The organism is Chitinophaga arvensicola (assembly GCF_900110835.1).
GTDB lineage: Bacteria > Bacteroidota > Bacteroidia > Chitinophagales > Chitinophagaceae > Chitinophaga > Chitinophaga arvensicola.
The window spans coordinates 3,127,653-3,151,090 of the sequence record NZ_FOJG01000002.1; the positions used below are offsets into that span (position 1 = coordinate 3,127,653).

At 47.7% G+C, this 23,438-nt stretch carries 17 protein-coding genes; 7 read left to right on the forward strand and 10 right to left on the reverse strand.

Annotated elements, in window-relative coordinates:
- Positions 1-85: 85 nt before the first annotated feature.
- The 8 genes from BMW79_RS29580 to BMW79_RS29615 all read right to left on the reverse strand — a co-directional run bounded on the left by BMW79_RS29580 (position 86) and on the right by BMW79_RS29615 (position 14,159).
- On the reverse strand, positions 86-2,728 hold the full coding sequence (locus BMW79_RS29580) for a GH116 family glycosyl-hydrolase (protein ID WP_089901955.1): 2,643 nt from the start codon (positions 2,726-2,728) through the stop codon (positions 86-88).
- A gap of 287 nt (positions 2,729-3,015) precedes the next feature.
- Positions 3,016-4,443: a glycoside hydrolase family 30 protein gene (locus tag BMW79_RS29585; protein WP_089901958.1), complete on the reverse strand. Its 1,428-nt coding sequence runs from the start codon at positions 4,441-4,443 to the stop codon at positions 3,016-3,018.
- Between the two features lie 21 nt (positions 4,444-4,464).
- A complete protein-coding gene (locus tag BMW79_RS29590; protein WP_089901961.1) occupies positions 4,465-5,880 on the reverse strand; it encodes a glycoside hydrolase family 30 protein in 1,416 nt (471 codons plus the stop codon).
- Between the two features lie 134 nt (positions 5,881-6,014).
- Complete coding sequence (locus BMW79_RS29595; RefSeq protein WP_089901964.1) at positions 6,015-7,565, reverse strand: RagB/SusD family nutrient uptake outer membrane protein; 1,551 nt, start codon at positions 7,563-7,565, stop codon at positions 6,015-6,017.
- Positions 7,566-7,586: 21 nt separating this feature from the next.
- Positions 7,587-10,949 carry a SusC/RagA family TonB-linked outer membrane protein gene (locus BMW79_RS29600; protein WP_089901967.1) on the reverse strand — a complete coding sequence of 1,121 codons (3,363 nt, stop codon included), beginning with the start codon at positions 10,947-10,949 and terminating at the stop codon, positions 7,587-7,589.
- A 296-nt stretch (positions 10,950-11,245) separates the two neighbouring features.
- A complete protein-coding gene (locus BMW79_RS29605; RefSeq protein WP_089901970.1) occupies positions 11,246-12,418 on the reverse strand; it encodes a FecR domain-containing protein in 1,173 nt (390 codons plus the stop codon).
- Between the two features lie 85 nt (positions 12,419-12,503).
- Positions 12,504-13,094, reverse strand: a complete 591-nt coding sequence (locus BMW79_RS29610) for an RNA polymerase sigma factor (protein WP_089901973.1) — start codon at positions 13,092-13,094, stop codon at positions 12,504-12,506.
- A 102-nt stretch (positions 13,095-13,196) separates the two neighbouring features.
- Entirely contained in the window at positions 13,197-14,159 is a 963-nt protein-coding gene (locus BMW79_RS29615) for a YheT family hydrolase (protein ID WP_089901976.1), read from the reverse strand.
- A gap of 46 nt (positions 14,160-14,205) precedes the next feature.
- Here BMW79_RS29615 and BMW79_RS29620 point away from each other — a divergent pair, with 46 nt between their 5' ends.
- From BMW79_RS29620 to BMW79_RS29630, 3 genes are all read left to right on the forward strand, one after another.
- Positions 14,206-15,027: a helix-turn-helix domain-containing protein gene (locus BMW79_RS29620; RefSeq protein ID WP_089901981.1), complete on the forward strand. Its 822-nt coding sequence runs from the start codon at positions 14,206-14,208 to the stop codon at positions 15,025-15,027.
- Positions 15,028-15,090: 63 nt separating this feature from the next.
- A complete protein-coding gene (locus BMW79_RS29625) occupies positions 15,091-16,281 on the forward strand; it encodes an MFS transporter (RefSeq protein ID WP_218150478.1) in 1,191 nt (396 codons plus the stop codon).
- Between the two features lie 7 nt (positions 16,282-16,288).
- The gene (locus BMW79_RS29630) at positions 16,289-17,713 is read left to right on the forward strand and encodes an amidohydrolase family protein (RefSeq protein ID WP_089901985.1); all 1,425 of its coding nucleotides are present in this window, start codon (positions 16,289-16,291) and stop codon (positions 17,711-17,713) included.
- A gap of 57 nt (positions 17,714-17,770) precedes the next feature.
- On the opposite strand, the gene lepB is transcribed toward BMW79_RS29630, so the two are convergent.
- Entirely contained in the window at positions 17,771-18,958 is a 1,188-nt protein-coding gene (gene lepB / locus BMW79_RS29635; RefSeq protein ID WP_089901990.1) for a signal peptidase I, read from the reverse strand.
- Positions 18,959-19,292: 334 nt separating this feature from the next.
- Here lepB and BMW79_RS29640 point away from each other — a divergent pair, with 334 nt between their 5' ends.
- The 4 genes from BMW79_RS29640 to BMW79_RS29655 all read left to right on the forward strand — a co-directional run bounded on the left by BMW79_RS29640 (position 19,293) and on the right by BMW79_RS29655 (position 22,621).
- Positions 19,293-20,270, forward strand: a complete 978-nt coding sequence (locus tag BMW79_RS29640) for a sugar phosphate isomerase/epimerase family protein (protein WP_089904429.1) — start codon at positions 19,293-19,295, stop codon at positions 20,268-20,270.
- A gap of 98 nt (positions 20,271-20,368) precedes the next feature.
- Positions 20,369-21,583 carry a tetratricopeptide repeat protein gene (locus tag BMW79_RS29645; RefSeq protein WP_089901993.1) on the forward strand — a complete coding sequence of 405 codons (1,215 nt, stop codon included), beginning with the start codon at positions 20,369-20,371 and terminating at the stop codon, positions 21,581-21,583.
- Positions 21,576-22,145, forward strand: coding sequence for an SMI1/KNR4 family protein (locus BMW79_RS29650; RefSeq protein ID WP_089901996.1), 570 nt, complete (start codon positions 21,576-21,578; stop codon positions 22,143-22,145). Before BMW79_RS29645 ends, BMW79_RS29650 begins: the two co-directional genes overlap by 8 nt.
- 50 nt (positions 22,146-22,195) lie before the next feature.
- Positions 22,196-22,621: a phosphate-starvation-inducible PsiE family protein gene (locus BMW79_RS29655; protein ID WP_089901998.1), complete on the forward strand. Its 426-nt coding sequence runs from the start codon at positions 22,196-22,198 to the stop codon at positions 22,619-22,621.
- Positions 22,622-22,623: 2 nt separating this feature from the next.
- Here BMW79_RS29655 and BMW79_RS29660 read toward each other — a convergent pair whose 3' ends face one another.
- Positions 22,624-23,295: an ankyrin repeat domain-containing protein gene (locus BMW79_RS29660; RefSeq protein ID WP_089902001.1), complete on the reverse strand. Its 672-nt coding sequence runs from the start codon at positions 23,293-23,295 to the stop codon at positions 22,624-22,626.
- Positions 23,296-23,438 lie beyond the last annotated feature (143 nt).

Consider the following 23,438-nt stretch of genomic DNA (forward strand, 5'->3'; position numbering starts at 1 on the left):
GTATTTTTACTTTACTTCCTTTTGCTGTTACGCAGGATTTTTTTACTGCGCTACACAGGTATCTCTGAAAATATATCCTTCCCCGTTATACTATAGTGAGATGCAAATGCTGACCTGCTAACAGGTGCAAAGGAGTGGCCAATTGAATAGTAACAGCGCCGTTTTTTTCTGTGAACACCACCGGTTTGTTCTCTATCAGCACCTGTTTTACGCCGCTACGCTCAAAACAAAGGGTCTTTAATAGCAGGCGGCCGTATTTTAACGCCAGTGAATGTTTACTCCCTTGCTGCGTATACGTGCCCCAGCCTTCTGCCGTTACAAATGGCGCTTTGAAATTTTCCTTATTCATGGCTGGTGCAAAAGCAATATAGCCTTTAGGTCCATGATACCGGAATCCGCTGGCTGTGATGAAGGTACCATAGCTGGCCATGGCACGGGCGTAATGATCGCTACATTCTATTTCATTAAACGGATTCCGTTTTGCTGCATGATAACGGTCGTGTACCGCACGGGTGAGCGTGAGTGCCTCCTCAGTCATACCTTCTGCCATCATATGCGACGCTACCTGGTGTTCAAAGCCGGTCATACATTCATTGAAGTACCCCAACTGCCAGGCATCTTTTACACCAAAAGGAAACTCCTCATTATGCGGATTGGTATTCAGGATCATACCCGCTTCGCCGGCGAGGGCATAGGGCCGGCCTCCGGGATGAGCAGCGATATATGGGCCTACATCTGCCTTAAAATTATACTTATACAATGCTTTTAAAGCAGACAATGTTTTCTCCCGGTCAATGACCCGGTCCATTCCCACCTGGAAAGCCCAGCTCTGGCCATATACCTGGTCGATATGACAGGTATTGTAGGAACCGATAACGGATCTGCCTTTTACTTTATCCGGCTGATGAATAAAATATTCGCCGTTGAATAACTGCGTTTCCATGTTCCGTTTTCCTTTTTCCGTATAGTCGTTACAGATAGCTTCAAAAGCGGTATCATTTACTTCTGCAGCCATCAGCCCGGCCGCCTTGACCGCCGCTATGCAAAGCCCTACGATCCAGGCAATTTCGCCATACCAGACTGCATCAAGTGTATTCTCCATCGGCGTATCTTCCATACCATCGCCGTTACGGTCCTGGTGAATCAGGAACAAGGTCGCTTTTTTAATATTCGCCCAGTTCTGTTGCAGGAAGGTATTGTCTTTACTCATCTGGTGTTCCCGGTAAATACGCAGTACCGTTCCTGCCTGTCCGTCGATAGCAGGGCGTTTCTCGGCTTCTCCGCGAAACAGGATACCTCCATCGGGCTGTTGTGCGATGCCCAGATCTACCCGTTGCCGGGTATCACGCTCCAATGCCGGAAATACACGCCCTACCGCCTGCGCATATTGCCATACATGCGTACACGTACCTTCACAGGCGCCTACGCCTTCCCAGGCATAAAAGCGGCCGGAACGGAAACGGTGCGCCGTAGTAGTAGCCAGCGTAGAGATATTGAGGAAAGTACGTTCCATAAACCACCATGGTAACGATGCATCATACCAGGTAGCTTTCCATAAGCGGCTTTGCTGCGTAAGACGCACATAATTTTCCTGTACATACGCCATCACAGCTCCGGCATCGCCGAACTTGTTGACATAATACCGTCCTTCTCCCTGTATGCCTTTAAAACGCAGGTTGGGGGCATGCCAACTGATAGTAAAATCAGTTCGTATAGTCTTCCCAGGTAGTATCGTATAGCGGGTGGCAACGGAACCGGTTAATTTTTCCATTGCGTTCCTCATCGTCTGCTTCGCCGCTGCACCGGTAAAGTGTGCCTTTGTCAGCTCACCCGCCGGCAATGCCGTATTCACCATTACATTATTTCCGGATGCAGCAATACAAAAGCTACCATAATCGTACTGCTGACGGAAATCGCTATCATTACCACTTAGAGGATGAACGATTTCATATACGCCCTGCCAGTTTTTCCCTTTCACCACCGTATTCACCCGCTCATGTGCTTCGCCGGCGCTGTAGAGAGCCGTCTTATTCTCCAGCCACCCGAGAATAGTAGCAGTTACCGGCACCTTGCCGGTATTATGTACCTGGTAAGACAGGATCGTGACCGGTAAACCGGAATCATCTTCATTCAGGGGGATAAAAGGGGAAAAAGCTTCCAGCGTAATGCTCACCGGTAATGCCGGGTCTATATAACGGATAGTAGCTATGGGGTAAGTAGCCTCAAAGCTGATCTCCGGCCAGCTAGCTTCATCAAACCGGCGGATGATCGTTTGCTGGCCCCAGCTGAGTTGCAGTGCAAATCCCTGGTCAAGCGGACGGATATTTTTCGAAGGCTCAATATAACAGGCGCCATCACGGGAACGTACTTTTTTCCCTCCATCCAATACATCCGCATTATAGGCTACCACCTTGGGCTCAATTCCTTCCTGGTTCTTATTAAAAATATCCCAGAGCCATAAGCGCCCATCGCCACCCAGGTAAACGGTACCGCACATGATCCCGCCTACCGGCATACCGATATACTGCAGTTCATTTTTACTTTTAAGATAGGTGGTCACGGTGCCACGTTCGTACAGGGATGCAATCCAGGCGGCATCCGGTTGACGGGTCAATGGTAAACGGCCACTGGCAGCCAGTGTGCTGCCTACCACAGGCAGGCGTACAGCGAGAGTGCCGGCCATGGTTAAACCAATATTTCTTAAAAACTTTCTACGTTCAATACCCATAATACAATGTTTTGTTTCGAGGCACTTGTTTGTAAGAGCTATTATCGAGGAAGGAAAGTTCTGGCGTGAGATGCATGCGTAATGCCTTCAAAGCATTACTATCATTGTTCAAAGTAATATTTCCCTGCCAGGCGTTAATCATAACGAGTGCAGTAACAATATATACAACCTTGGGGAAGGTTGCTCCCGGTTGTTAAAGGAGCGTCATGAATGGTGAAAAAATCATCATAGAAAAGGGGGAAGACCAATGGCCCTCCCCCTGTATAATAGATAAAAGTGTGCGTTGTTTACTGTACGATCAGGGTACTGATAGAGTGTGGCAAACTTTTGGTAGCCGCAGCTTTCCCCTCTATCCATAAATGGAAAGGAATTTCTTTATCAGTAGTGTTCATGACCACTACCGCCAGCTTACCATCTGTATTCACGAAAGCGGTAGTTTGCAGCATAGATCGGCTGGAGGAACTAACCACACGTTTTGCACCCGGTCGGATAAATTTAGAGAAGTGGCCGAGGTAGTAATAAGCGTTGGTATAAATCAACTCTCCTTTCTTCGTATCTGCATGTACCGGTGCAAAGCAGAAGTTACCCACGTGATTGGGGCCTCCCTGTTCATCCAGCAGGATGTTCCAGTCGGTCCAGGCAGCGGTGCCGGCGTTAAAATCGCCGATCAGGGAAGTGCCATACTTCTCTCCGATAAACCAGTCATGTACTTTCGCCAGGTCAAATTTCTCGATGCAACCTTCGGTGAAAACGAGGGCTTTATCAGGAAATGCTTCGTGTACCAGTTTTTCGTTCTGGAACTGCATCTCGCTGCCGGTCCAGGTTTCATACCAGTGATAACCGATTCCCCAGATATACTTCGCAGCTTCCTTGTCGTGCAAAAGGGTGCTGGCACGCTGATACATCAGGTCGCGGTTATGATCCCAGGCGATGAGCTTTTTATTGCCCATGCCGGCTTTCTGCAACGTGGGACCAAGATACCCCTTGATGAAATCGCGTTCTTCTTCGGCGGTGTAAATGCAGGATTCCCATTTCTGTTTCGCCATCGGTTCATTCTGCACGGAAAGGCCCCATACCGGGATGCCCAGTGCTTCATATGCTTTGATGAACTTCACATAATGATTAGCCCATACAGGGTAGTATTGTTTAAGCAGATGGCCGCCCTGTAAAACGTTATTGTTGTCTTTCATCCATGCGGGTGGGCTCCACGGACTTACAAACAGCGGCAGCTTTCCACCGGCGGCAGCAATGGCTGCCTTGATAAAAGGAATCCGGTATTGCTTGTCGTGGTCAATACTAAAGGTTTTCAGCGTAGAATCATATTCCGCTGTATAACTGTAAGTACCACTGGAAAAATCACAACTCTGGATATTGGTTCTTGAGAACGTATACCCGATACCGTTATTGATATCATAGTAAGCTTTCAGCAGTTCCTGTTGCTTATCTTTCGGCAGTTTGGCATAAGTTTCTGCTGAAGCATCTGTGAGGGCGCCACCAATTCCGATGAAGGTCTGGAAGCTTTTCTTTGTATCTACAAATACACAGGGCTCTGTTTCCAGCGGCTGTGGCATCGCGGTAAATTCCAGGGTGGCGGTATTGGTGAGTCGCAGGTTGGTATTTTCTGCGGTGGTGATCACCGTCACTTTTTTCTGCTGCGCAAATCCAACACCCCACAATGCCAGCAGGCTTGCGCCTGTCAGAAGTATTTTCTTCATATATAATGAGTTATCATTTTTTTACCAAACATAGGTAGCTACTTCTCCGCTGTGAAGGGAGGCAGCTGCTACTTTATCTTTTACTTTAATCTGGAAATCCTGTGCGGCATCGTCGGTGTTTACGACGATCAGCACGGTTTTACCAGCAGGTGTTAAGAACGCTACGTTGTCCAGTTTACCGGCAATATTGGAAGCGATCCGTACAGAACCTGCAGGTACAAATTTAGAAGCGTGTCCGATCACATAATACGAAGAGTTACGGGATACGGCCTGCCCATCGATAGTGATACCGCCCAGGCACTGTGTACAGCCACCCTGATCGGTATGTGGATTCCATTGTGCATCGGCTGCGAGATTCCATTGCAGCACGTTGCGGCTCCAGTTGCGGGTAGCACCTACAATCAGTTTGCTGACATTGTTTTTCAGTTCCCGGGAGAAACTGCCTTTGCCATCAGACCACTGCTCAGTGAAGTACAGATGTTTTGCCGGAAACTCATCGTGTACTTTGCTCAGCGCATCAATGGTACCACCATACAGGTGAAATGCGGAACCATCTACATACGGATAAGCGGCTTTGTCCCTCAAAATGGTAAGTGGGTATTCCGGCTTATCACAGTTGTGATCGTAGAGGATAATCTTTGTTTTTACACCTGCCTTTTTAAATGCGGGTCCGAGGTGATCTTTGATAAAGATGGCCTGGTCTTCTGCCAGCATCAGCAAACTGGGATTATTTTTCGGATGCAAAGGTTCATTCTGGATAGTGATGGCATCAATCGTGATACCAACCGCTTTCATGGTCTTCACATACTTTACAAAATACTGTGCGTAAGCGCCATAGTATTCGGGTTTCAGACTTCCACCAATAAACGAGTTATTGGTTTTCATCCAGGTAGGCGGTGTCCAGGGAGAGCCTAATATTTTAATAGCCGGGTTCAGGGCTACGATCTTCTTTAACACCGGGATCAGGTCTTTCTTTTCTTCGTCGATATTAAAATGTTTCAGCTCCGGATCTGTTTGTCCGTCGGGCATATCATCATAGGTAAATACAGAAGCACTCAGGTCGGAGGCACCGATGCTGAGACGGAGGTAGCTGATACCAATACCATCACCTTTTGTCAGGAACAATTCCTTTAGTAAGGCATCCTGCTGTGCAGCGGGTAACTGGTGAATGAGGGTGGCGCTGCCACCGGTGAGGGTGAAACCAAAACCGTCGATCGACTGGTACTTCTTTGTGGCATCTACCTGGATGGTCGCTATATTTTTGCCGGTTCCAGTGAAAGGCAGTGTAGCAGATTGCTGCTGCAGTGCAATAGATTTATCGGGAGCCGTTAACCAGTAACTGATCTCCTTATTTTTTTTCTGCTGGGCGGTAATGGTCTGTACACTTCCTGTCAGCAAGGCGAGGCAACATAGCAGTTGTCCGGTTCTCTTCATCATAGCAAAACGAATTAATAATCGGTAAATTTAATCCCGAAATCCCGGATTTCCTTAACTAAACAGCTGGTTCCCGGAAAAATCCGGAAACCAGCTGTTGTTGATTGATCGTTAAGGAAGCGATGGATGTATAGGGATTAGTATTTATCATTCTGCTTGAGCTGTGTGTTAGGCAGTTCCAGCAAAGGCAGCGGGAGAATTTCATTTTTACCGGCTACAAAAGGTCGCTTTTGTGCATTGAGTAAAGTTTCTGCCTGCTTCGTTCTTACGATATCCCAGAAGCGGTGACCTTCACCAGCCAGTTCCAGGCGTCTTTCCTTAAAGATGTTATCGATAGTAGCATCAATAGGGCCAAGACCAACACGGGCACGTACAGCGGCCAGCAGCTGGTACGCACGGGTGCCTGCACCGGAACCTCCGCCTGCTCTCACACTGGCTTCTGCTTCCATCAGGTAAGTATCTGCCAGGCGGATCTCATAAGTATTCTGCGGGAAGTTCAGTTCCGCATTACCACCTACGCCGATGTTCGATTTACGACCTGCAAATTTGTTCAGGAAATAACCGGTGTTTGCATAACCGGTGGTATCGTATTTAGCAATTTTATTTACCCGGAGGCTATCCATATTCAACACGGTAGCATTGTAGCGGGGATCGTAATGAATAACATTGAACAATTCTTTTGTGATTACCAGGAAGCTCCAGCCCGACACATAATCGCCGGCATTAGGCGATAAGGCCACATAATCCCTTGGCCCTACGATAATGTTCAATATATTTCCCTCAGAACCCGGAACCGTTTCCCAGGTTCCTCCGGAAGTGGAATTATAGGATATTTCAAAGATAGACTCTGTATTGAACTTGGAAGCAGCATCGGACTTCCACAGGGAAGCAAAATCAGGCACCAGTTTATAGCCATATTTAGCGCTGGTTTCACCGGGAGTACCGCCATTCACTTCTTTCAGTTCATTGGCGGCATCGGTCCATTTCTCCTGGAAAAGGTATACTTTACCCAGCAATGCGTGTGCGGTTCCTCTTGTTACACGGCCACCTTCCGTTTTACGGTCTACCGCATCCGGCAGATTCGTTTCTGCAATAGCCTCTTTCAGATCCGCTTCTATTTGTTTATACACATCTGCAGGGGCAGCCTGTGGCACTTTGTACATATCGGCGGTATTCACGGGAGCCGTTAGCAACGGAATGTTCCGGAAGAACAGCACCAGGTCAAAGTAGTAATAAGCGCGCAGTATTTTTGCTTCTGCAGCATATCTCTTCTTTAAATTCTCATCCATGGGTACGCCGGGTAATTTCGCCAGCAGCGTATTCACACGGAATACGCCGGCAAAGCCCTTCTGCCACAGCACGTCCTGCGGACCGGTAGCGGGTGTTAAAGCCGACCAGGTGGTAACTGCCTGGTAAGCCATGATATCGGTAGAACTACCACCACCTGCGAAATGATCATCGGAAGCCGCATCGAGTACACCAATTTTAGTAACGAAGCCGCCACTCTTCCATCCAAGTACATCATAGGCAGCAATCAACCCGTTAAAGGCCTGTGTCTGATTCTGGTAGTAATTGGATTCCAGGAAGTTTCCCTTCGGGCTTACATCGAGAAATTTATTGCTGCAGGCGCTTAACAACTGCATGCTTGCGGCGAGCGCTATGATATATTTGAAACTTTTTCTTTTCATTTTCAGTCAGCTTTAAAATTATCAGAAAGTAACATTTAAACCACCCATGAAGGAGCGGGCCTGTGGATAAATACCACGGTCAATGCTCAATGCATTGGTACCCCCAATTTCAGGATCATACCCGGTGTATTTGGTGATGGTCACCAGGTTTTCGCTCATCACGTATACACGTATTTTCTGTAAACCGATTCTCTTTGTAACGCTTTGTGGCAGGGAATAACCGAACTGCAGGTTTTTAATGCGGAAGTAACCGCCATCTTCCAGGTAGTAGTTGGAAAGATTGGAGTAGTTACGGTTCTTGTCTTCTACCGTCAGGCGTGGATTATCATTGGAAGTACCTTCGCCATGCCAGCGATCCAGGATGCGGGTCTGCCAGTTGGCGTTACCAAGATCCAGCCGGCGCAGTCCCTGGAAAATTTTATTTCCGGATGCACCCTGACCGAATACTACGATATCAAAACCTTTATAAGCGGCATTTAAAGTAAGACCATAAGTCCAGCTCGGCGTAGGGTTACCGAGGAAAGTGCGGTCCAGATCATTAATACTACCATCGCCGTTCAGATCTGCCCAGCGGAAATCACCAGGTTTGGCATTTGGCTGCAGTTTGCCACCAGCCTTGTTTGTCCAGGCATCCACTTCTGCCTGGTTCTGGAAAATACCCTGTGATTGATAACCATAGAAGGAGTTGAACGGATGTCCTACTTCTGTTCTCACAATTTCAGGCATACCCTGGAAACGCTCGGTGTGCTCTGTAATAGTAGATACGCCATTACCGAGGAAGGTAACTTCATTTTTCAGGTAGGAAACATTACCATTGGCAGAGAAATCGACCTGACCGATCTTGGTACGATAGCCCAGTTCCAGTTCCACACCACTGTTATTCATACTACCCACATTGGCGGCAGGATTATCGATCGCACCGATATAGAAAGGAATACGGGGCTTCTGCAGGATATTCTTTGTTTCTTTTTTGTACCAGTCGAACGACAGGGTAATATTCTGCAGCAAAGTAGCTTCAAAACCGATGTTGGTCTGGCTGCTGGATTCCCATTTCAATGCAGGATTGGAAGGCGCATTCGGGCTGTAACCCACCAGTGCAGCAGTGCTTTCGCTGCCGAAGGTATAGTTTCTGCCGCTGCCGATCGTAGAAAGGAATGCCAGATCTCCAATTTCATCGCTACCTACAGTACCGTAACCACCACGGAACTTCAGGAATTCCACTACTTTATTCTGCGGCCAGAAAGCTTCTTTGGAAGCCACCCATCCAACGGAAGCGGAAGGGAAAACACCATACCTGTTCTCAGGTCCGAAACGGGAAGATCCATCACGACGGATGATACCTTCCACCATATATTTCTCATCGAAGTTGTAGTTCACGCGGGCAAACAGGGAAGACACTTTATGTTCGATACCTTCTGCACCGTTGGAGATACGGTTGGCCGCAGCTACCTTGAAGTTCAGGGAAGCTTGCTCAAAAGTTTCCGCCGGAATATCAAAGAAGGTAACGTTGGTTTCTCTCATACGGTTTTCCATGTAAGCACCCTGACCAGCTAATAAGGTCACGTGATGTTTATGGAAATCGCGGGTATACGAAATAATATTCTCCAGGTTATAATTGTACTGGGTATGCTGACCACGGTTGAAAGTAGTTGTCAACGGCGCATTGGTGGCATTCAGGTAAAATTTCGGTGTAAAGGTTTCATCTCCCCAGAAAGCAATTTTTGCACCTACGGTAGACCTGATTTTCAGCCCTTTCAACGGTTCCATTTCCAGGTAAGTATTACCAACAATGTTGTGTGACCAGTTATAGTTGCCTAGCCTGGTGCTGATATATGCCAGCGGGTTCGTGATTTCCTGGCCTACTACTTTAGAGATACCGTAAGGACGCCCCTGCGCATCTCTTCTTACCGGATTACCGGCATAAGGGGCGCCGGCAGCCTTGGCCGGATCTGTTTCTACTGCAGGTGTAATCGGATCCAGGTTGATCGCAGAACTCAGCGGTCCGCCGTACTCATTATTGGTGTTACCGATACCGATAGCTTTATCATAGGCATAACCTACGTTTTCGCCCCAGGTGAGCCAGGGTGTAATTTTATGGGTAGAGTTCAGACGGAAGTTAGCGCGATCATATTTGGAGATGTCGCTGGCTACGATACCCTCTTGTTTCAGATAACCAAAGGAAGTATAGAAAGTAGATTTATCTCCACCACCGCTGATGCTGATTTCATGATTCTGACGGAAGGCATTGTTATTGAAAATTGTACCCTGCCAATCGGTGCCTTTACCAAAGGAATTAGGATCAGTATACACTGCCGCTTTACCATCATTGGTATTGGCTTCATTGATCATATTCGCATACTGGGTAGCATCGAGGAGGTTCAATTTTTTGGCAGGAGCAGAAGTACCGAGATAGCCATTGTAGCTCACGGTAATTTTACCGGCTTTACCTTTTTTGGTGGTTACCAGGATAACGCCGGCGGCTGCACGCGCACCGTAGATAGCCTGGGAAGCCGCATCTTTCAATACTTCTACGGATTCAATATCATATTGGTTCAGGTAACCGATACCGCCATTGTCTACTACCACTCCATCTATTACCCACAGCGGGTTATTATTGTTGAAGGATGTGATACCTCTTACGCGCACAGAAGAATTAGATCCGGGCTGACCAGAGCTGGAAGCCACTGTAAGACCGGAAGTGCGGCCCTGTAATACCTGCTCTATGCGGGTAATGGGTTGCGACTCAATATCTGCGGCACGTACGCTGGAGATAGCGCCTGTTACCACACTTTTCTTCTGGATACCATAACCCACTACCACTGTTTCGGTAAGGGCTGTATTGGCAGGTTTCAATTGTATTCTGAGCAGGCCGCTGGCAGGTGCTACGGATTTACTGTCGTACCCGATAAAGGATACCAGCAGCAATGTTCTGCTGTTAGGCACTTTGAGGGTGAATCTTCCCTCGGCATCAGCAGCTGTTCCCGCAGTAGAATTCTGCACGCGGATAGTGGCGCCCGGAATGGGTTCGCCAGCTTCGTTCAACACAACACCTGTAACGGTGATCGTGGAATCGGCGGCGCCTCTTTCCGGCAATACATTTACCAGGGTAATACGCTTTCCTTCCATCACATAAGCCAGGGGTTGATTTTTAAGGCAGATGTCCAGGGCTTCCTTCACGGATACGTTACTGACATCAACGTTAACCGGGGCAAAGGAAGACAGTAAAGCTTCGTCGTATACGACAGATATACCTGCTTGTCGCGCCACTTCTTTCAGCACTTTCTTTAAAGGTGCATTCTTCTCCGAAAGCGTGATCTGCTGCGACAATCCTTTTGCGCTGATATGCAGGCAAGCTGTAAGAAGCAAAAAGGCGGTCATTTTCATAACGCAGAGCATTTTGGTTGATAGTAATTTCCGGGTACAGGAAATTATACCACTAAAGTTTAATTGCATACTTTTGTAGTGTTTGGGAATTCTTGGAAAATAGTTCTTCGATTAAGGGACTGAAACTCAAGGGAATGCCCAAACCATACCGGGAGTGTTGCGAGCACTTCCGGTTTTTTATGGACATACCTTTCCCGATTAGCTTGTTCCGGCTGTTGTCATCTGTTAGATATTTATCAGTTTTTACGTGGATTGTTGCAACGTGGAAGCAACAAAATTTTCATTAGCTTTTAGTCTTATCTTATAACGGTTAATCTTCTTCCCTCCAGGTTAAATTTAGCGCCACCTGTTTCCAGGAGCTTCAACATTTCGGACAACGGGAGGTTCCTGTTGATTCTGCCACCAAACAGGCGATTGTCCGCATTTCTTGTATCTATCTCAATATCATACCACCGGGCTAACTGCCGCATGATTACATTTATGTTGGCATTATCAAATTCAAAAAAACCGGTCTTCCAGGCGGTTACTCCCGCTACATCAGTTGCACGCACAGACATTTCACCGGTACTGTTATCCACTGCAGCCTGTTCGCCGGGATGCAGCAACTTCTCTGCCTTCCCCCATCTTACTTTCACGGCGCCGGTTAGCAAGGTGGTTTTCACGGCTTCTTCATCCGGATAAGCCATAATATCAAAAGAAGTTCCCAGCACCTGTACTTCCATGCTATTCACTTTCACGATAAAGGGCTGCTTCGCATTTTGTTTTACTTCAAAGTAGCCTTGTCCTTCCATTTCCACAGTGCGGTTACCGCCGCTGAATGCCGTAGGATAGCGCAGGCTGGAAGCAGAGTTGAGCCAGGCCTGTGTGCCGTCCGGCAACACGATGGTAAACTGGCCGCCGCGCGGCACTCTCAGCGTATTATAACCAATCGCTGCGTTGCCGCCAGCTGCGGCATATTGTAGTCGACCATTCTGTTGTTTTACCAGGGTTCCACCCTGCTGTATCACCTGTTTGCCCGCACTGTCCAAAGTAACCACTGAACCATCGGCGAGGGTCAGTACTGCTTTGTTGGTACCCGGCATTACTTCTGCCATCAGCGGGGGCGCTGTTACAGGGCCGGCCGGCTTACGCAGTGTATACAACATAGTAACGCCGGTTGCTACCAACAAGGCTACCGCTGCTGCGATTTTCCAGGTCAGACGGAAGGGTACCCGCATCGGTATTACCTTCTCTTTCGTGATCTGGATAGATTGCAGCAGTCTGGTTTCAATGCGATCACTGATTTCTTCCGGAACAGAAGAACGCTCCTGCATAATACGCTCATAGTCCTGCTGCATAACAGCCAACAAAGGACGATGCGCATCGGAAGTCAATAACCAGCTGTATAACGTGGCTATTTCATCCGGACTACATTGCCCGTCAAGGTATTTTTGCAATAGTGCTTCCTGGTGATCTTCCGGTAAATTCATTATTTTTCATGAACCCTTGCATACAGGTCCTGTATATAATATCCGGAAATAAAGAAAGAGGGTACCCCTCTGAAAAAATATTTTTTTAAATAATGGTGGTCAGCAGGTACACCGCCACCAGGATATCTCCGTGGCGGAAGATATAATCCTGTATAAACCGCATACTAAGGACCATATGTTTTTTAACGGTATCGCGGGAAATACCCAATATGGCAGCGGCTTCATCATAGGTTTTGCCTTCCTGGCGGCAAAGACGGAATACACTCAGACGCTGAGTTGTCATACGGCTCAAAGCTTCCTGGAAAAGCCGGTCGTATTCCCGGGCCCGGACTGCCAGATCCGTTAATCCGGCATCATGATGCGATAACTGCAGAAATAATTGCTCCCGCATCTGCTCATCAGTGCTCAGTTTCGCAATGGTCTTGAAAACATGGTTACGCGCAATGCGGTAAAGATACCCGGAGAAAGAAAGTTGTGGATTGATACGCTCCCTGATTTCCCATACTTTCAGGAATACATCATGCACAAGGTCCTCCGCCAGGGAAGGCACTTTGCAAAAGCGTAACAGGTAGATATAGAGAGAAGAATGGTAGTGCCGGTAAATACTGGAAAAAGCCAATTCATCACCTCCTATCATCCGCAACAACACTTCTTCTTCGGATGGCATTCGCTCCATATGAGAATAACAAGATTTAAAGTGTGCACACCGTTCAGATGTAAATTATAAAAAAGCAGCAGAAATACAAATAACACGAATGACCTCTTATAAGCGTATCTCCTACATTTCCTTTATAAACGCCAATGCCCTTCTTTCAGACCAGTAAAAGTCGTCCCCGAACTTTACAAAGCCTACATGTCCGCCCTGGTGTGGCGTTTCCAGGAATACATACGGACTCTCTGCCGCAATATCGTAAGGATAACATTCTTTCCCCAGGAAAGGATCGTCCTTTGCATTGATCACCAGCACCGGAATGCGGATATACCGCAGTAAGGGCCGCGAACTACACTGCTCCCAATAGGTAAGCGCATCTTTAAAACCATGCATGGGCGCGGTATAACGGTCGTCGAATTGCCGGAAAGAGCGGATCTCTGCATAACGATCCAACCGGATACTTCCGGGAAATTGCTGTTCTTTTAAACGCAGCTTTTCTCCCAGGTCGCGGATGAAACGCTGCATATATATAATATTGTGTCTTTTCTCCAGCTCGGCAGAACCGCTTTTCAGATCGCAGGGCACAGAAATAGCCACTGCCGATTTCAAATGAGGGTCCAGCGCAGCTCCCTGCTCTCCCAGGTATTTCAGGGTCACATTTCCCCCGAGTGAAAAACCTACCAGGTGGATGGCATCATACTTTCCAAGCGACACAAGGTACTGCACCACGGTATGCAGATCCCCGGTTTCTCCACTGTGATAAAACCGCAGATTTTTATTAGGCTCTCCGCTGCATCCACGGAAGTTCATGGATACCGTGTCAAATCCCGCCCCATTAAAAATATGGACCATGCCCAACACATACTTGCGGCTGGCATTCCCCTCCAGGCCATGTAAAATAAGGACGATGCTTCTATTTCCCTGTTCGCTGAAATCCAGGTCCAGGAAATCTGCATCGGGTGTAATGATCCTTTCCCGGCGGTATGCCACTGGCTGGATGCTTCGGAATAAAGAAGGATAGATCGTCAGCATATGACGATTTCGCAATAAAAAAGGCGCCTGATAATCAGAGTGGTGTAATACGGGCATAGCGCGAAATTACGAATTCATACACCTTAATCCGTATTTTTGCCATATGTCACTACCCATTTTAGGCATAGAAAAAATATTTAACCTCCCTTATAAAAAAGAGGATTTTAAAATCGTTCATCATACACCGATCAATATGACGGTGATCCCCGAAGCACATAAGCACGATTTCTTTATGTTATTGATAATCGGCCAGGGTAGCGGCATTCACACCATTGATTTTCATGATTATAAAGTAAGTCCACGCACTGTTTTTTTTCTGGCTCCCGGTCAGGCCCACCACTGGCGTCTGGCTAAAAACACCAGCGGCTACCAGGTGATGTTTTCGGCCGCCTTCATGCTACAGAAAGGTCCGCTATGGCCTTTCTTCACACCAGATTCCCCTCCGGTCCTGAAACTGGAAACAGTGCAGTACGGGCAGCTGATCCAGGAACTGCAGCTCATGGAAACAGAAACCGCCGCCGCTATTATCCAGCACCGCCTGCAGATTGTACTACTGTTGCTGCAACGCTGGTATGCTGCTGTTCACCCGGAAGAAGTGGCTGCCGCAGCCAATCATCTCATCAACCGTTTTCTCCTGCTGCTGGAAAAGCACTATGCCCAATATCATGAAGTAGCCTATTTTGCCGCGCAACTGCATGTTACCGCCAGTTACCTGAACCAGGTATGTAAAAAAGAAACGGGTAAAACTGCCGGCGCCTATATCCGCGAACGCTTACTGCTGGAATCAAAGCGGATGCTTATCCTCACAGATATGGATGTAAAGGAAATTGCCTTTACACTGGGCTTTAACGACACCTCTTATTTCTCCCGTTTCTTCCGGAAATATACTTCGCTTACCCCGCTGGACTTCCGGCGCCAGTTATAAAATGTACCGTTGATATTATAACCTGTACCATTTTCCGCCACCTGCCGGGGATACCTTTGCAGTATGGAACAGGTGATTTTGAGTAAAGCCCGGCAAGCGGGAACAACGGTGAACAATATGCTGGTAGTACTGATGGCCGTAACCTGCGGACTGGTAGTAGCCAATATTTATTATAATCAGCCTTTGTTGCTGCAGATGGCAGCTTCCTTCCAGGTGAATGAACAACAGATCAGTGTGATCGCTACCATTACACAGGTGGGTTATACACTCGGACTGCTGTTTATTGTATCCCTGGGAGATAAAACAGAGCGTAAAAAGCTGATCCTCCTTAAACTGGCCGGAGCAGCGGTTTTCATGGGCATGGCAGCGATGGCTGTCAACTATTGGATGATGCTGATTGCCAGTTTGCTGATTGGCTTTTTTTCTGCTGTACCGCAGCTGTTGCTACCGATGGCCGCATCGATGGCGCCGGATGCCACCAGGGGAAAAATTGTGGGCAGGGTAATGAGTGGATTACTGATCGGCATCCTGTTGTCAAGAACATTGAGCGGCATCATTGGTGCGCATTACGGATGGCAGGCGGTCTTTTTCTCCGGAAGTATAGCCATGGTGCTGTTATGGATTGTACTGGCGCTAAAACTGCCGCAAAATCCACCTTCCTTTGAAGGTAGTTATGGTAGCCTGATGCGCTCCCTGGGCACACTCACGAAAGAACTGCCTGCTTTAAGACAGGCTGCCTTTACCGGCTTCTTTATGTTTGGCGCGTTCAGCATTTTCTGGACAACACTGGTATTCCTGCTGGAAGGCGCTCCCTTTCACTATAAAAGCGATATGGTAGGGCTCTTCGGACTGATTGGCACCTGCGGCGCACTGGCAGCTCCTATGGCCGGTAAATCGGCCGATAACAAAGGTCCGCAGTATGCTATCCGCCTCGGCATCATCGGCGCATTGCTGGCTTTTGTGATCATGGGATTTTCTGCAGGCTCGCTCACCGGTTTAATCATCGGCGTGATATTACTGGATATAGGCATGCAGGTGACACATATTTCCAACCAGTCGAAAGTATTTGCACTGGTGCCCGAAGCTCGCAGCCGGTTGAATACCATCTATATTTCCAACGCCTTTGCCGGCGGCTCCGTGGGTTCCCTGATGGGCGCCCAGGCCTGGAGTTACGGGCATTGGACCGGTGTATGTATACTGGGCATTGTGTTCATCAGCAGCGCCGCATTGATCAATTTAAAAAAACGTACTTAACTGAACCATGAAAAAAATACTTTTCTCCTCCCTGGCCCTGCTCTGTGGCGTAGCCGCATTCAGCCAGCAAAAAAAGGCAGACCTGCTGATCAGGTCTGTCCGTATCATTGATGTGAAAACCGGTAACATCACCGCCAACCAGGCTATTGCAGTACGCAACGACAGCATCGTGGAAGTGATGAATAACAAACAGGCCGGCCAATACCAGGCGGCACAAACCGTAGATGGTAAAGGCAGATATGCCATGCCCGGATTATGGGATATGCATATGCACTTTGGTGGCGGCGACACACTGGCCGAAGAAAACAAAAATTTCCTGCCGCTGTATCTCGCCCATGGTATTACCACTATCCGCGATTGCGCAGCTGATATCAGCCTGAATGTTATACAATGGCGTGATTCTATTAACAACAGACAATTACAGGGTCCAACTATTTTCACCTCCGGCCCTAAACTGGAAGGCTATAAATCCGTATGGCTGGGCGACCTCGAAATCGGCACTTCCGCAGAACTGCAACAGGCTCTGGATTCCCTGCAAAAACTGAAAGTGGATTTTGTTAAGATCACAGAAAACACCATCAAACCGGATATCTACCTGGAAGCTTTGAAAGAAGCCAGGAAAAGAGGTCTCGCTATTTCCGGACACGTACCCTATGTATTAAGCATGCAACAGGTAACAGACGCCGGACTGAGCTCCGTAGAACATTTAACCTATGCATGGAAAGCCGGTGTAAAAGATGATGCCGCCTTTGCACGCGCCATCGCCAACGGTGAAATAAAAGGAAAAGACATCAATAAATATATCCTTAACAACTTTGATACCGCCGCAGCCATGAACACCTACCGCCACATGGCAGAAAAAGGTACGTTCATAACGCCAACGCTTACACTGGGACATCTGCTGGCCTACTTCGATCAGGATAATCATCAGCATGATCCTTACCTGCAATACATCGGCAAAGGACTGCAACGTACGTATGAAATGCGCGTAAAACGGGTATCACAAGACGATAGCGCCGCCATTGCATGGCGGAAAATGCTGTACGAAAAATCATCTGCTGTATTACCACTGCTGTATAAAGCCGGTGTAACCATCATGGCAGGTACCGATGCAGGCTATCTTAATTCATTCGATTTTCCAGGTATCGGTTTACACCAGGAACTGGCGCTGATGGTGAAAGCCGGACTCACACCGCTCCAGGCTTTACAGGCCTCAGTGATCAACTCCCCGGCCTTCCTGCATAAAACCAACTACGGCGCTATTGCTCCAGGGAAAAAAGCAGATATCCTGTTACTGGATGCTAACCCGGTAGCAGATATCCACAACACGCAAAAAATTTATGGACTGGTAGTAAAAGGAAAAATGCTCGACAGAGCCGCGCTCGATGGACTGTTAAAAGAAGTACGGGAAAAAACAGCGCAAACAAAATAGTACCGCCGCAGGTAGTCATCTCCGGAAAAAAAACAGGAGATGACTACCTGCCGGCGATTACCGGATCGCCGAAAACAACCTGCCCCAGCGGATGCGGTTATTATGAATACTCATCCAGATAATCCACGCTTTTCCCACCACATGATCCTCCGGTACATATCCCCAGAAGCGGGAATCCATTGACTCCCGGCGGTTATCACCCATCATCCAGTAGTAATTCATTTTGAAAGTATAGGTATCCGTTTGCCGGCCGTTGATGTAAATTTTATTATCCACTACCCGGAGGGTATTATGCTCATAAGTGCTGATAATACGGCTGTAAAAAGGCAGCGTCAGTGTATCGAGCTTCACAGTGGCGCCTTTCTGCGGGATATACAATGGCCCGAAACAATCTTCGTTCCATTCGTAATGTTTAGTATCAAAAGGAAACACCCGCGAATCTGCAAACGCATCAAATACATAACGTTTTATCTTACCCCCCATGGCTTTCAGCGTGTCTACGTTGGCGGGCGTAAGGTTATAGATAAACATGGTGGAATCGCCGGTAGTACGTTGGATATGATCTGTTCCCAGTACATCTTTCATGGAATCTGTCAGTTCTTTTCCATCCGGCATAGTCACATAATACTTTGCTTCAAAATGCTCAGGAGGAGTTGTGGGAGCATGATTGATATACACTACTCCATCCATGATCTGAATGGTATCGCCCGGAATGGCAATACAGCGCTTGATCCAGTTCTCCCTTTTATCTACCGGGCGGGTAAGCGGCGGCGGAAAGTTCTTATGCACATACTCCGGTCCCGGCGAACGCATATTCGTGTAGTAGTCCTCATCTTCCCCGGTAATGGATTTCAATACCGTATCCCCGCAGGGATAATTAAATACCACCACATCATTCCGGCGGATGTCGCTGAAGCCGGGCAAGCGCCTGTAAGGCCATTGTATTGCAGTGGAAAAGGGCCGGGTACTTTTGGTAAAGGGCATGGTGTGATGGGTGAAAGGCCAGGCCAGTGGCGTTATCGGGATACGTGGGCCATAACTGATTTTGCTGACAAAAATAAAATCATTGATTAACAGGGTCTTTTCCATGGAAGCACTGGGGATAACAAACGCTTCAAAGATAAAAGTACGGATGAGGGTAGCGGCAACCACAGCAAAGAGAGCAGCTTCTATCCATTCCCTGACCTTCGATTTCTTCCTGACCTCTTCGGCTGCCTGCTTTACGTTGGGGAAAGAAAAATTCATTTTAAACGCGGTTTTGGATAAGTAACTCCTAACAATTTAATTAATTCCCACCACAATTTATGCAGATAAAAAAGCCTGCTGTAATGACGCAGTAACAAACCCATGAAACCATCTACCACAAAGCAATACAACCAAAAATAAAAAAATCTGCGTGCGTATTTTTCCGTTATAAAAACTGCCTGCTTGTTATATTATTCCAGCTGTTTTCGCAAAAAAGTATTACTTCCCCCATATCTTTTTAAAAAAAATCAACAAGATTAAATCGTTTTCTTAAATTGCTATGCATAACCACTTCAGTAATTATACATTCACCCACGTTACAAACAATACCGACATGCATACTTCAAGACGTTCTTTCATCCAGCAAACAGGGCTGATGGCCGCTGCTATGATGCTACCCGGCAGTTTGTCTGCCATGACCGGCAACCCTGCCCTGCCAAAGAAAATAGGACTGCAGTTATATACCCTCCGCGATCAGCTGGAAAAAGATCCCAAAGGTACCCTCGCCAAAGTAGCGGGCATCGGCTACCAGGAAGTAGAAACCTTTTACGGATACCAGGGTAGCGGCGACAAAGGTGAATTCTGGGGATTGAAACCCAAAGCACTCAGCGCCCTCCTGAAACAATATAAACTAAACACACCCAGCGGGCATTACCAGCTCAATGATTACCTCACCAAAGGCAATGGCAATGCGGACGCATTACAGCCGCAGATAGACCTTGCTGCAGCACTCGGACAACAATACTTCATTGTACCCGTACTGCCCCTCTCCCTCTGGGATAAGCATCTCGGTGCAGACGATTATAAATTCATGGCCGAACAACTGAACAAGGCCGGCGAACAATGTAAGAAAGCCAACCTGAAAATCGGCTATCATAACCACTTCTGGGAGTTTAAAAAACTGGCAGACAGCAGCAGCACCGGCTATGAAATTATGCTGAAAGAAACAGATCCTTCCCTCGTTACCTTTGAACTGGATCTCTTCTGGGCAGTAAAATCAGGACACGATCCTATTACCCTGTTCAAAGAAGCACCCGGCAGATTTGTGGCCTGGCATGTGAAAGACATGGATAAAGCTAATACTGCCAGTCTTACCGCAGCCGGTACCGAAAATAAAACTTCCATGGAACTGCTTTCCGGCGTTTCCTTCGCAGAAGTAGGCACAGGTAGCATCGACTTCAAAAAAATCTTTGCACAGGCCAAACTGGCGGGTGTAAAACACCTCTTCGTAGAACAGGATAAAATAACCATAGAACCATTTACCAGCGTTACGCAGAGCTTTAAATACGTGAAGAATGTATTGCTGAAGTAAACAACCGAACCTCTTATTCAGGATCAGGCTCCTCCCTGCATCGCCCTGATCCTGAATAAGATAAATTCGCGTAGTTTTGCACCAAAGCAAGTTTACATATGGCGATGCATGAAATTGAAACATTGGTGGAACTTTCCGTTTATTGCCTGGACAAAAGCCAGGAAGAAGGACTGGACCGCAGGAGCCTCTTTTTTAATCTGTACAAATTACAACAGCAGTTCGACACCGGGTTTACCCATTTCCGCGTAATGGACCTGTTGATCAAATATCATTTCGTATATACATTTCCGATAACTGCGCATCCTGACTATTCCGCACATTCCGCATGGTTTGATGCACTGGCTGCCAGTCAGAAATTCAGTTTTATTTACCAGCGCCCCACCGAAGAATGGGACCAGGAAACCAATCCTGTAGCCGGATACGCCAACTTCGACTTCCCCACCCAAACGTATATACTTTACTGTGATGCCGGATCTGCCCTCTGGGCCAGCCTGGTAGCCAATGGCACCCTCACCGGGGATGATGCCCTTGTGCCGGAAAAGATCGATACTTTTTCACTGGCGCATGAAGTAGCGGAACTGGCAGGCGAACAGAAAGATAAAGACCTGCTCGGCCTCTGGTATCAACTGCTGCCCTATATGGTAATGCAGGCAGAACAGGAAGGCGAACCTATTCACTATAAAGCACTGGAAGCCATACAGGACCTGGTGGTTGCCAACGACGCTATCCAGGAAGATGGATTACCGCCGGCAGACGAACTGCCTGTAGGTGGTGAATTGGGTAAATTCTGCCAATGGTGGTACGCTCCCGCAGCAGACAAAATGAAACCCACCGCAGACCCGGAAGAAGAAATAGACCTGGAAGCAGTACCCTTCACTGAACAAGTGGAAAAAAGCGCCGCCTGGTACGAGCAACAGGTAGTACAGATATTACAGGAAGCCAATTCGGCTATTGCAGAAATGGAAGATAATGGTCCCAATGATGCGATACAACAAAGCGTATATAGCCGCCTGCAGGAAGGACTGTTATACGCCAATAAAGGACTGGAACTGGCGCCCGCCGAAGCCGGCCTACTCATGAATAAAGGTTCTATCCTCATGTTGCTGGAACAATACGATGCAGCACTAGCCGTGTATAACGAAGCACTGGCCATTGCCCCGGAGAATCCTTATGTGCACCTGAACCGCGCCGTGCTGTTTTATCATATGGAGCAAATCCCTGCTGCCATCGCATCTTTCGAGCAACTGCTGCAACTCGAACCGGAAAATGAATTTGCACAACAGTGGCTCGCACATCTGAAAAGCAATGGATAATAACAGGATGACAGCGATCGAAAAAGCACTCGGCATCACACTGCCGGGTGCCTACCGCGATTTCCTGTCGCAGGCATCCATGCAGGAAGACTTGCCCGCTACCGACCTGGTGTTGTTATATGGCACCGGCATACTGCTGCAACGCAATGCAGACTATGAAGTACAACGCTATCTTCCTTCCTGGATCAGTATCGGCGATAACAGCGGAGGGGCTGCCATCTGCCTGCACTGTGAACCCGGTGATCCCGCCGTTTATCTCACCGGCTACGGTGCATTGGATACCGGCAGCATGGAAGTAATCGGTCATGATTTCAATGCCTGGGTAGCAGGAGGATTTTCGCTGGATGTACTCCGCGAAGCGCCCGATGTAGTGGCATTCCGCTCATCAGAAACCTATAAGTTACGAAAAGCCTTCATGGCACTGCACCAGGCCTTACGTACGCTGGAATCTGCCAGGGCCGGTGGATTGGACCTGAAATCCTATATGTTACAAAAAAGAATTTTACAACAACAACTTAAAGATTTTGAAACGCAGCATGCGGGGAAAAAATACCGGTTATAAACTATTTACCGGGAGTGCTTGTTAACTAAGAACCTCAGCAAACCAGCACCATGGAAAAAGCACTCCGTACTTTTGAGAAATATACGTGTTATACCCTGCTCGGCATCGGCATGTTCTATATTACTTTTCAGATCATAGAGCTGCTATGGCTCACGGTTACCGGGCTAATCAAACGCATACAGGATATAGGATTTACCTACGCACCGGAATACGGACGCAGCATGATCCTGCTCTTTTTCAACGTGCTGCTGGCGCTCGAAATCCTGGAAACCGTGAAAGTATTTGAAAAAAGTCATGAAGTGAAAATAAGGATCATTCTCATGGTGTGCATGATTGCTGTAAGCAGGAAAATACTCATGCTCGATATCTTTGAAGGTAACCCTATGTCTGAAATCGCGCTGGCTGCCCTCATCATTGCACTCTCTGCCGGTTATTACCTGATCAATAAAAAACTGACACCTAAAGAGCAGGCGTAAAACTACTTCGCTCCGGCCTGTTCCAGCATCTGCACGATCGCTTTATATCTTCTGCTTTTCGCATGTTGCAATGCCGTAACACCGTCTTTATCACCTATATTCAGATTAGCTCCTGCTGCAATCAGCATCTTCACCACCTGCTGATGTTCCGCTCCGCCGCTCCCAAGGATCACTGCTTCCAGCAAGCCTGTCCAGCCCAGCCGGTTGATATGATCTATCGGGAAATTTTTATCACTCAGCAACAAAGCGATCACTTCGATATGCGCACGCTCGCAGGCGGGAATCAAGGCAGACCCACCGTAACGGTTATAGACTTTGTAATCCGCGCCGGCGTTCATATACAGTTTCACCATATCCGCATATCCTTCTGCTCCTGCATATAGAAACGGGGAATTCAACAGCCGGTCCTGCGCATTTACATCCGCGCCCGCCGCTACCAGCAATGCCGCGCTGGCGGTATGATGCTTATACGTAGCCACCAGCAATGGTGTTCTTCCCTGGTCGTCTTTTGTTTCGAGAGATGCGCCACTGGCAATAGCCGCTTTGATGGCGTTTGTATCATTCGTTGCCGCTGCAGTGAAAATAGCCGTTCCGCTCATAGTCGTTTCCCTTTTTTGTTGGGCACACGCCGGATGCAGGATCCATAGCAGGCCCAGTAATAAAATAATCCGCATAATGTTACGAAAGTAAAACAGCTACTGCGTAATTACGGGTATTGATTATGCATAAAACAGGACTTATTACAACTCGATAAGCGCAGCCACCCATAAAAAAACGCTACTTCATTCCTCCATTAAAGTCTGAAATACCAGATTTA

Excerpts from the sequence above, each read along its gene's own strand:
- BMW79_RS29640 (WP_089904429.1), top strand. The coding sequence starts at position 19,293 with ATGCATACTTCAAGACGTTCTTTCATCCAGCAAACAGGGCTGATGGCC.
- BMW79_RS29630 (WP_089901985.1), top strand. The coding sequence starts at position 16,289 with ATGAAAAAAATACTTTTCTCCTCCCTGGCCCTGCTCTGTGGCGTAGCC.
- BMW79_RS29645 (WP_089901993.1), top strand. The coding sequence starts at position 20,369 with ATGGCGATGCATGAAATTGAAACATTGGTGGAACTTTCCGTTTATTGC.
- BMW79_RS29650 (WP_089901996.1), top strand. The coding sequence starts at position 21,576 with ATGGATAATAACAGGATGACAGCGATCGAAAAAGCACTCGGCATCACA.
- BMW79_RS29580 (WP_089901955.1), bottom strand. The coding sequence starts at position 2,728 with ATGGGTATTGAACGTAGAAAGTTTTTAAGAAATATTGGTTTAACCATG.
- BMW79_RS29610 (WP_089901973.1), bottom strand. The coding sequence starts at position 13,094 with ATGGAGCGAATGCCATCCGAAGAAGAAGTGTTGTTGCGGATGATAGGA.
- BMW79_RS29625 (WP_218150478.1), top strand. The coding sequence starts at position 15,091 with ATGGAACAGGTGATTTTGAGTAAAGCCCGGCAAGCGGGAACAACGGTG.
- BMW79_RS29590 (WP_089901961.1), bottom strand. The coding sequence starts at position 5,880 with ATGATGAAGAGAACCGGACAACTGCTATGTTGCCTCGCCTTGCTGACA.
- BMW79_RS29620 (WP_089901981.1), top strand. The coding sequence starts at position 14,206 with ATGTCACTACCCATTTTAGGCATAGAAAAAATATTTAACCTCCCTTAT.
- BMW79_RS29595 (WP_089901964.1), bottom strand. The coding sequence starts at position 7,565 with ATGAAAAGAAAAAGTTTCAAATATATCATAGCGCTCGCCGCAAGCATG.
- BMW79_RS29660 (WP_089902001.1), bottom strand. The coding sequence starts at position 23,295 with ATGCGGATTATTTTATTACTGGGCCTGCTATGGATCCTGCATCCGGCG.
- BMW79_RS29605 (WP_089901970.1), bottom strand. The coding sequence starts at position 12,418 with ATGAATTTACCGGAAGATCACCAGGAAGCACTATTGCAAAAATACCTT.
- BMW79_RS29615 (WP_089901976.1), bottom strand. The coding sequence starts at position 14,159 with ATGCCCGTATTACACCACTCTGATTATCAGGCGCCTTTTTTATTGCGA.
- lepB (WP_089901990.1), bottom strand. The coding sequence starts at position 18,958 with ATGAATTTTTCTTTCCCCAACGTAAAGCAGGCAGCCGAAGAGGTCAGG.
- BMW79_RS29600 (WP_089901967.1), bottom strand. The coding sequence starts at position 10,949 with ATGAAAATGACCGCCTTTTTGCTTCTTACAGCTTGCCTGCATATCAGC.
- BMW79_RS29655 (WP_089901998.1), top strand. The coding sequence starts at position 22,196 with ATGGAAAAAGCACTCCGTACTTTTGAGAAATATACGTGTTATACCCTG.
- BMW79_RS29585 (WP_089901958.1), bottom strand. The coding sequence starts at position 4,443 with ATGAAGAAAATACTTCTGACAGGCGCAAGCCTGCTGGCATTGTGGGGT.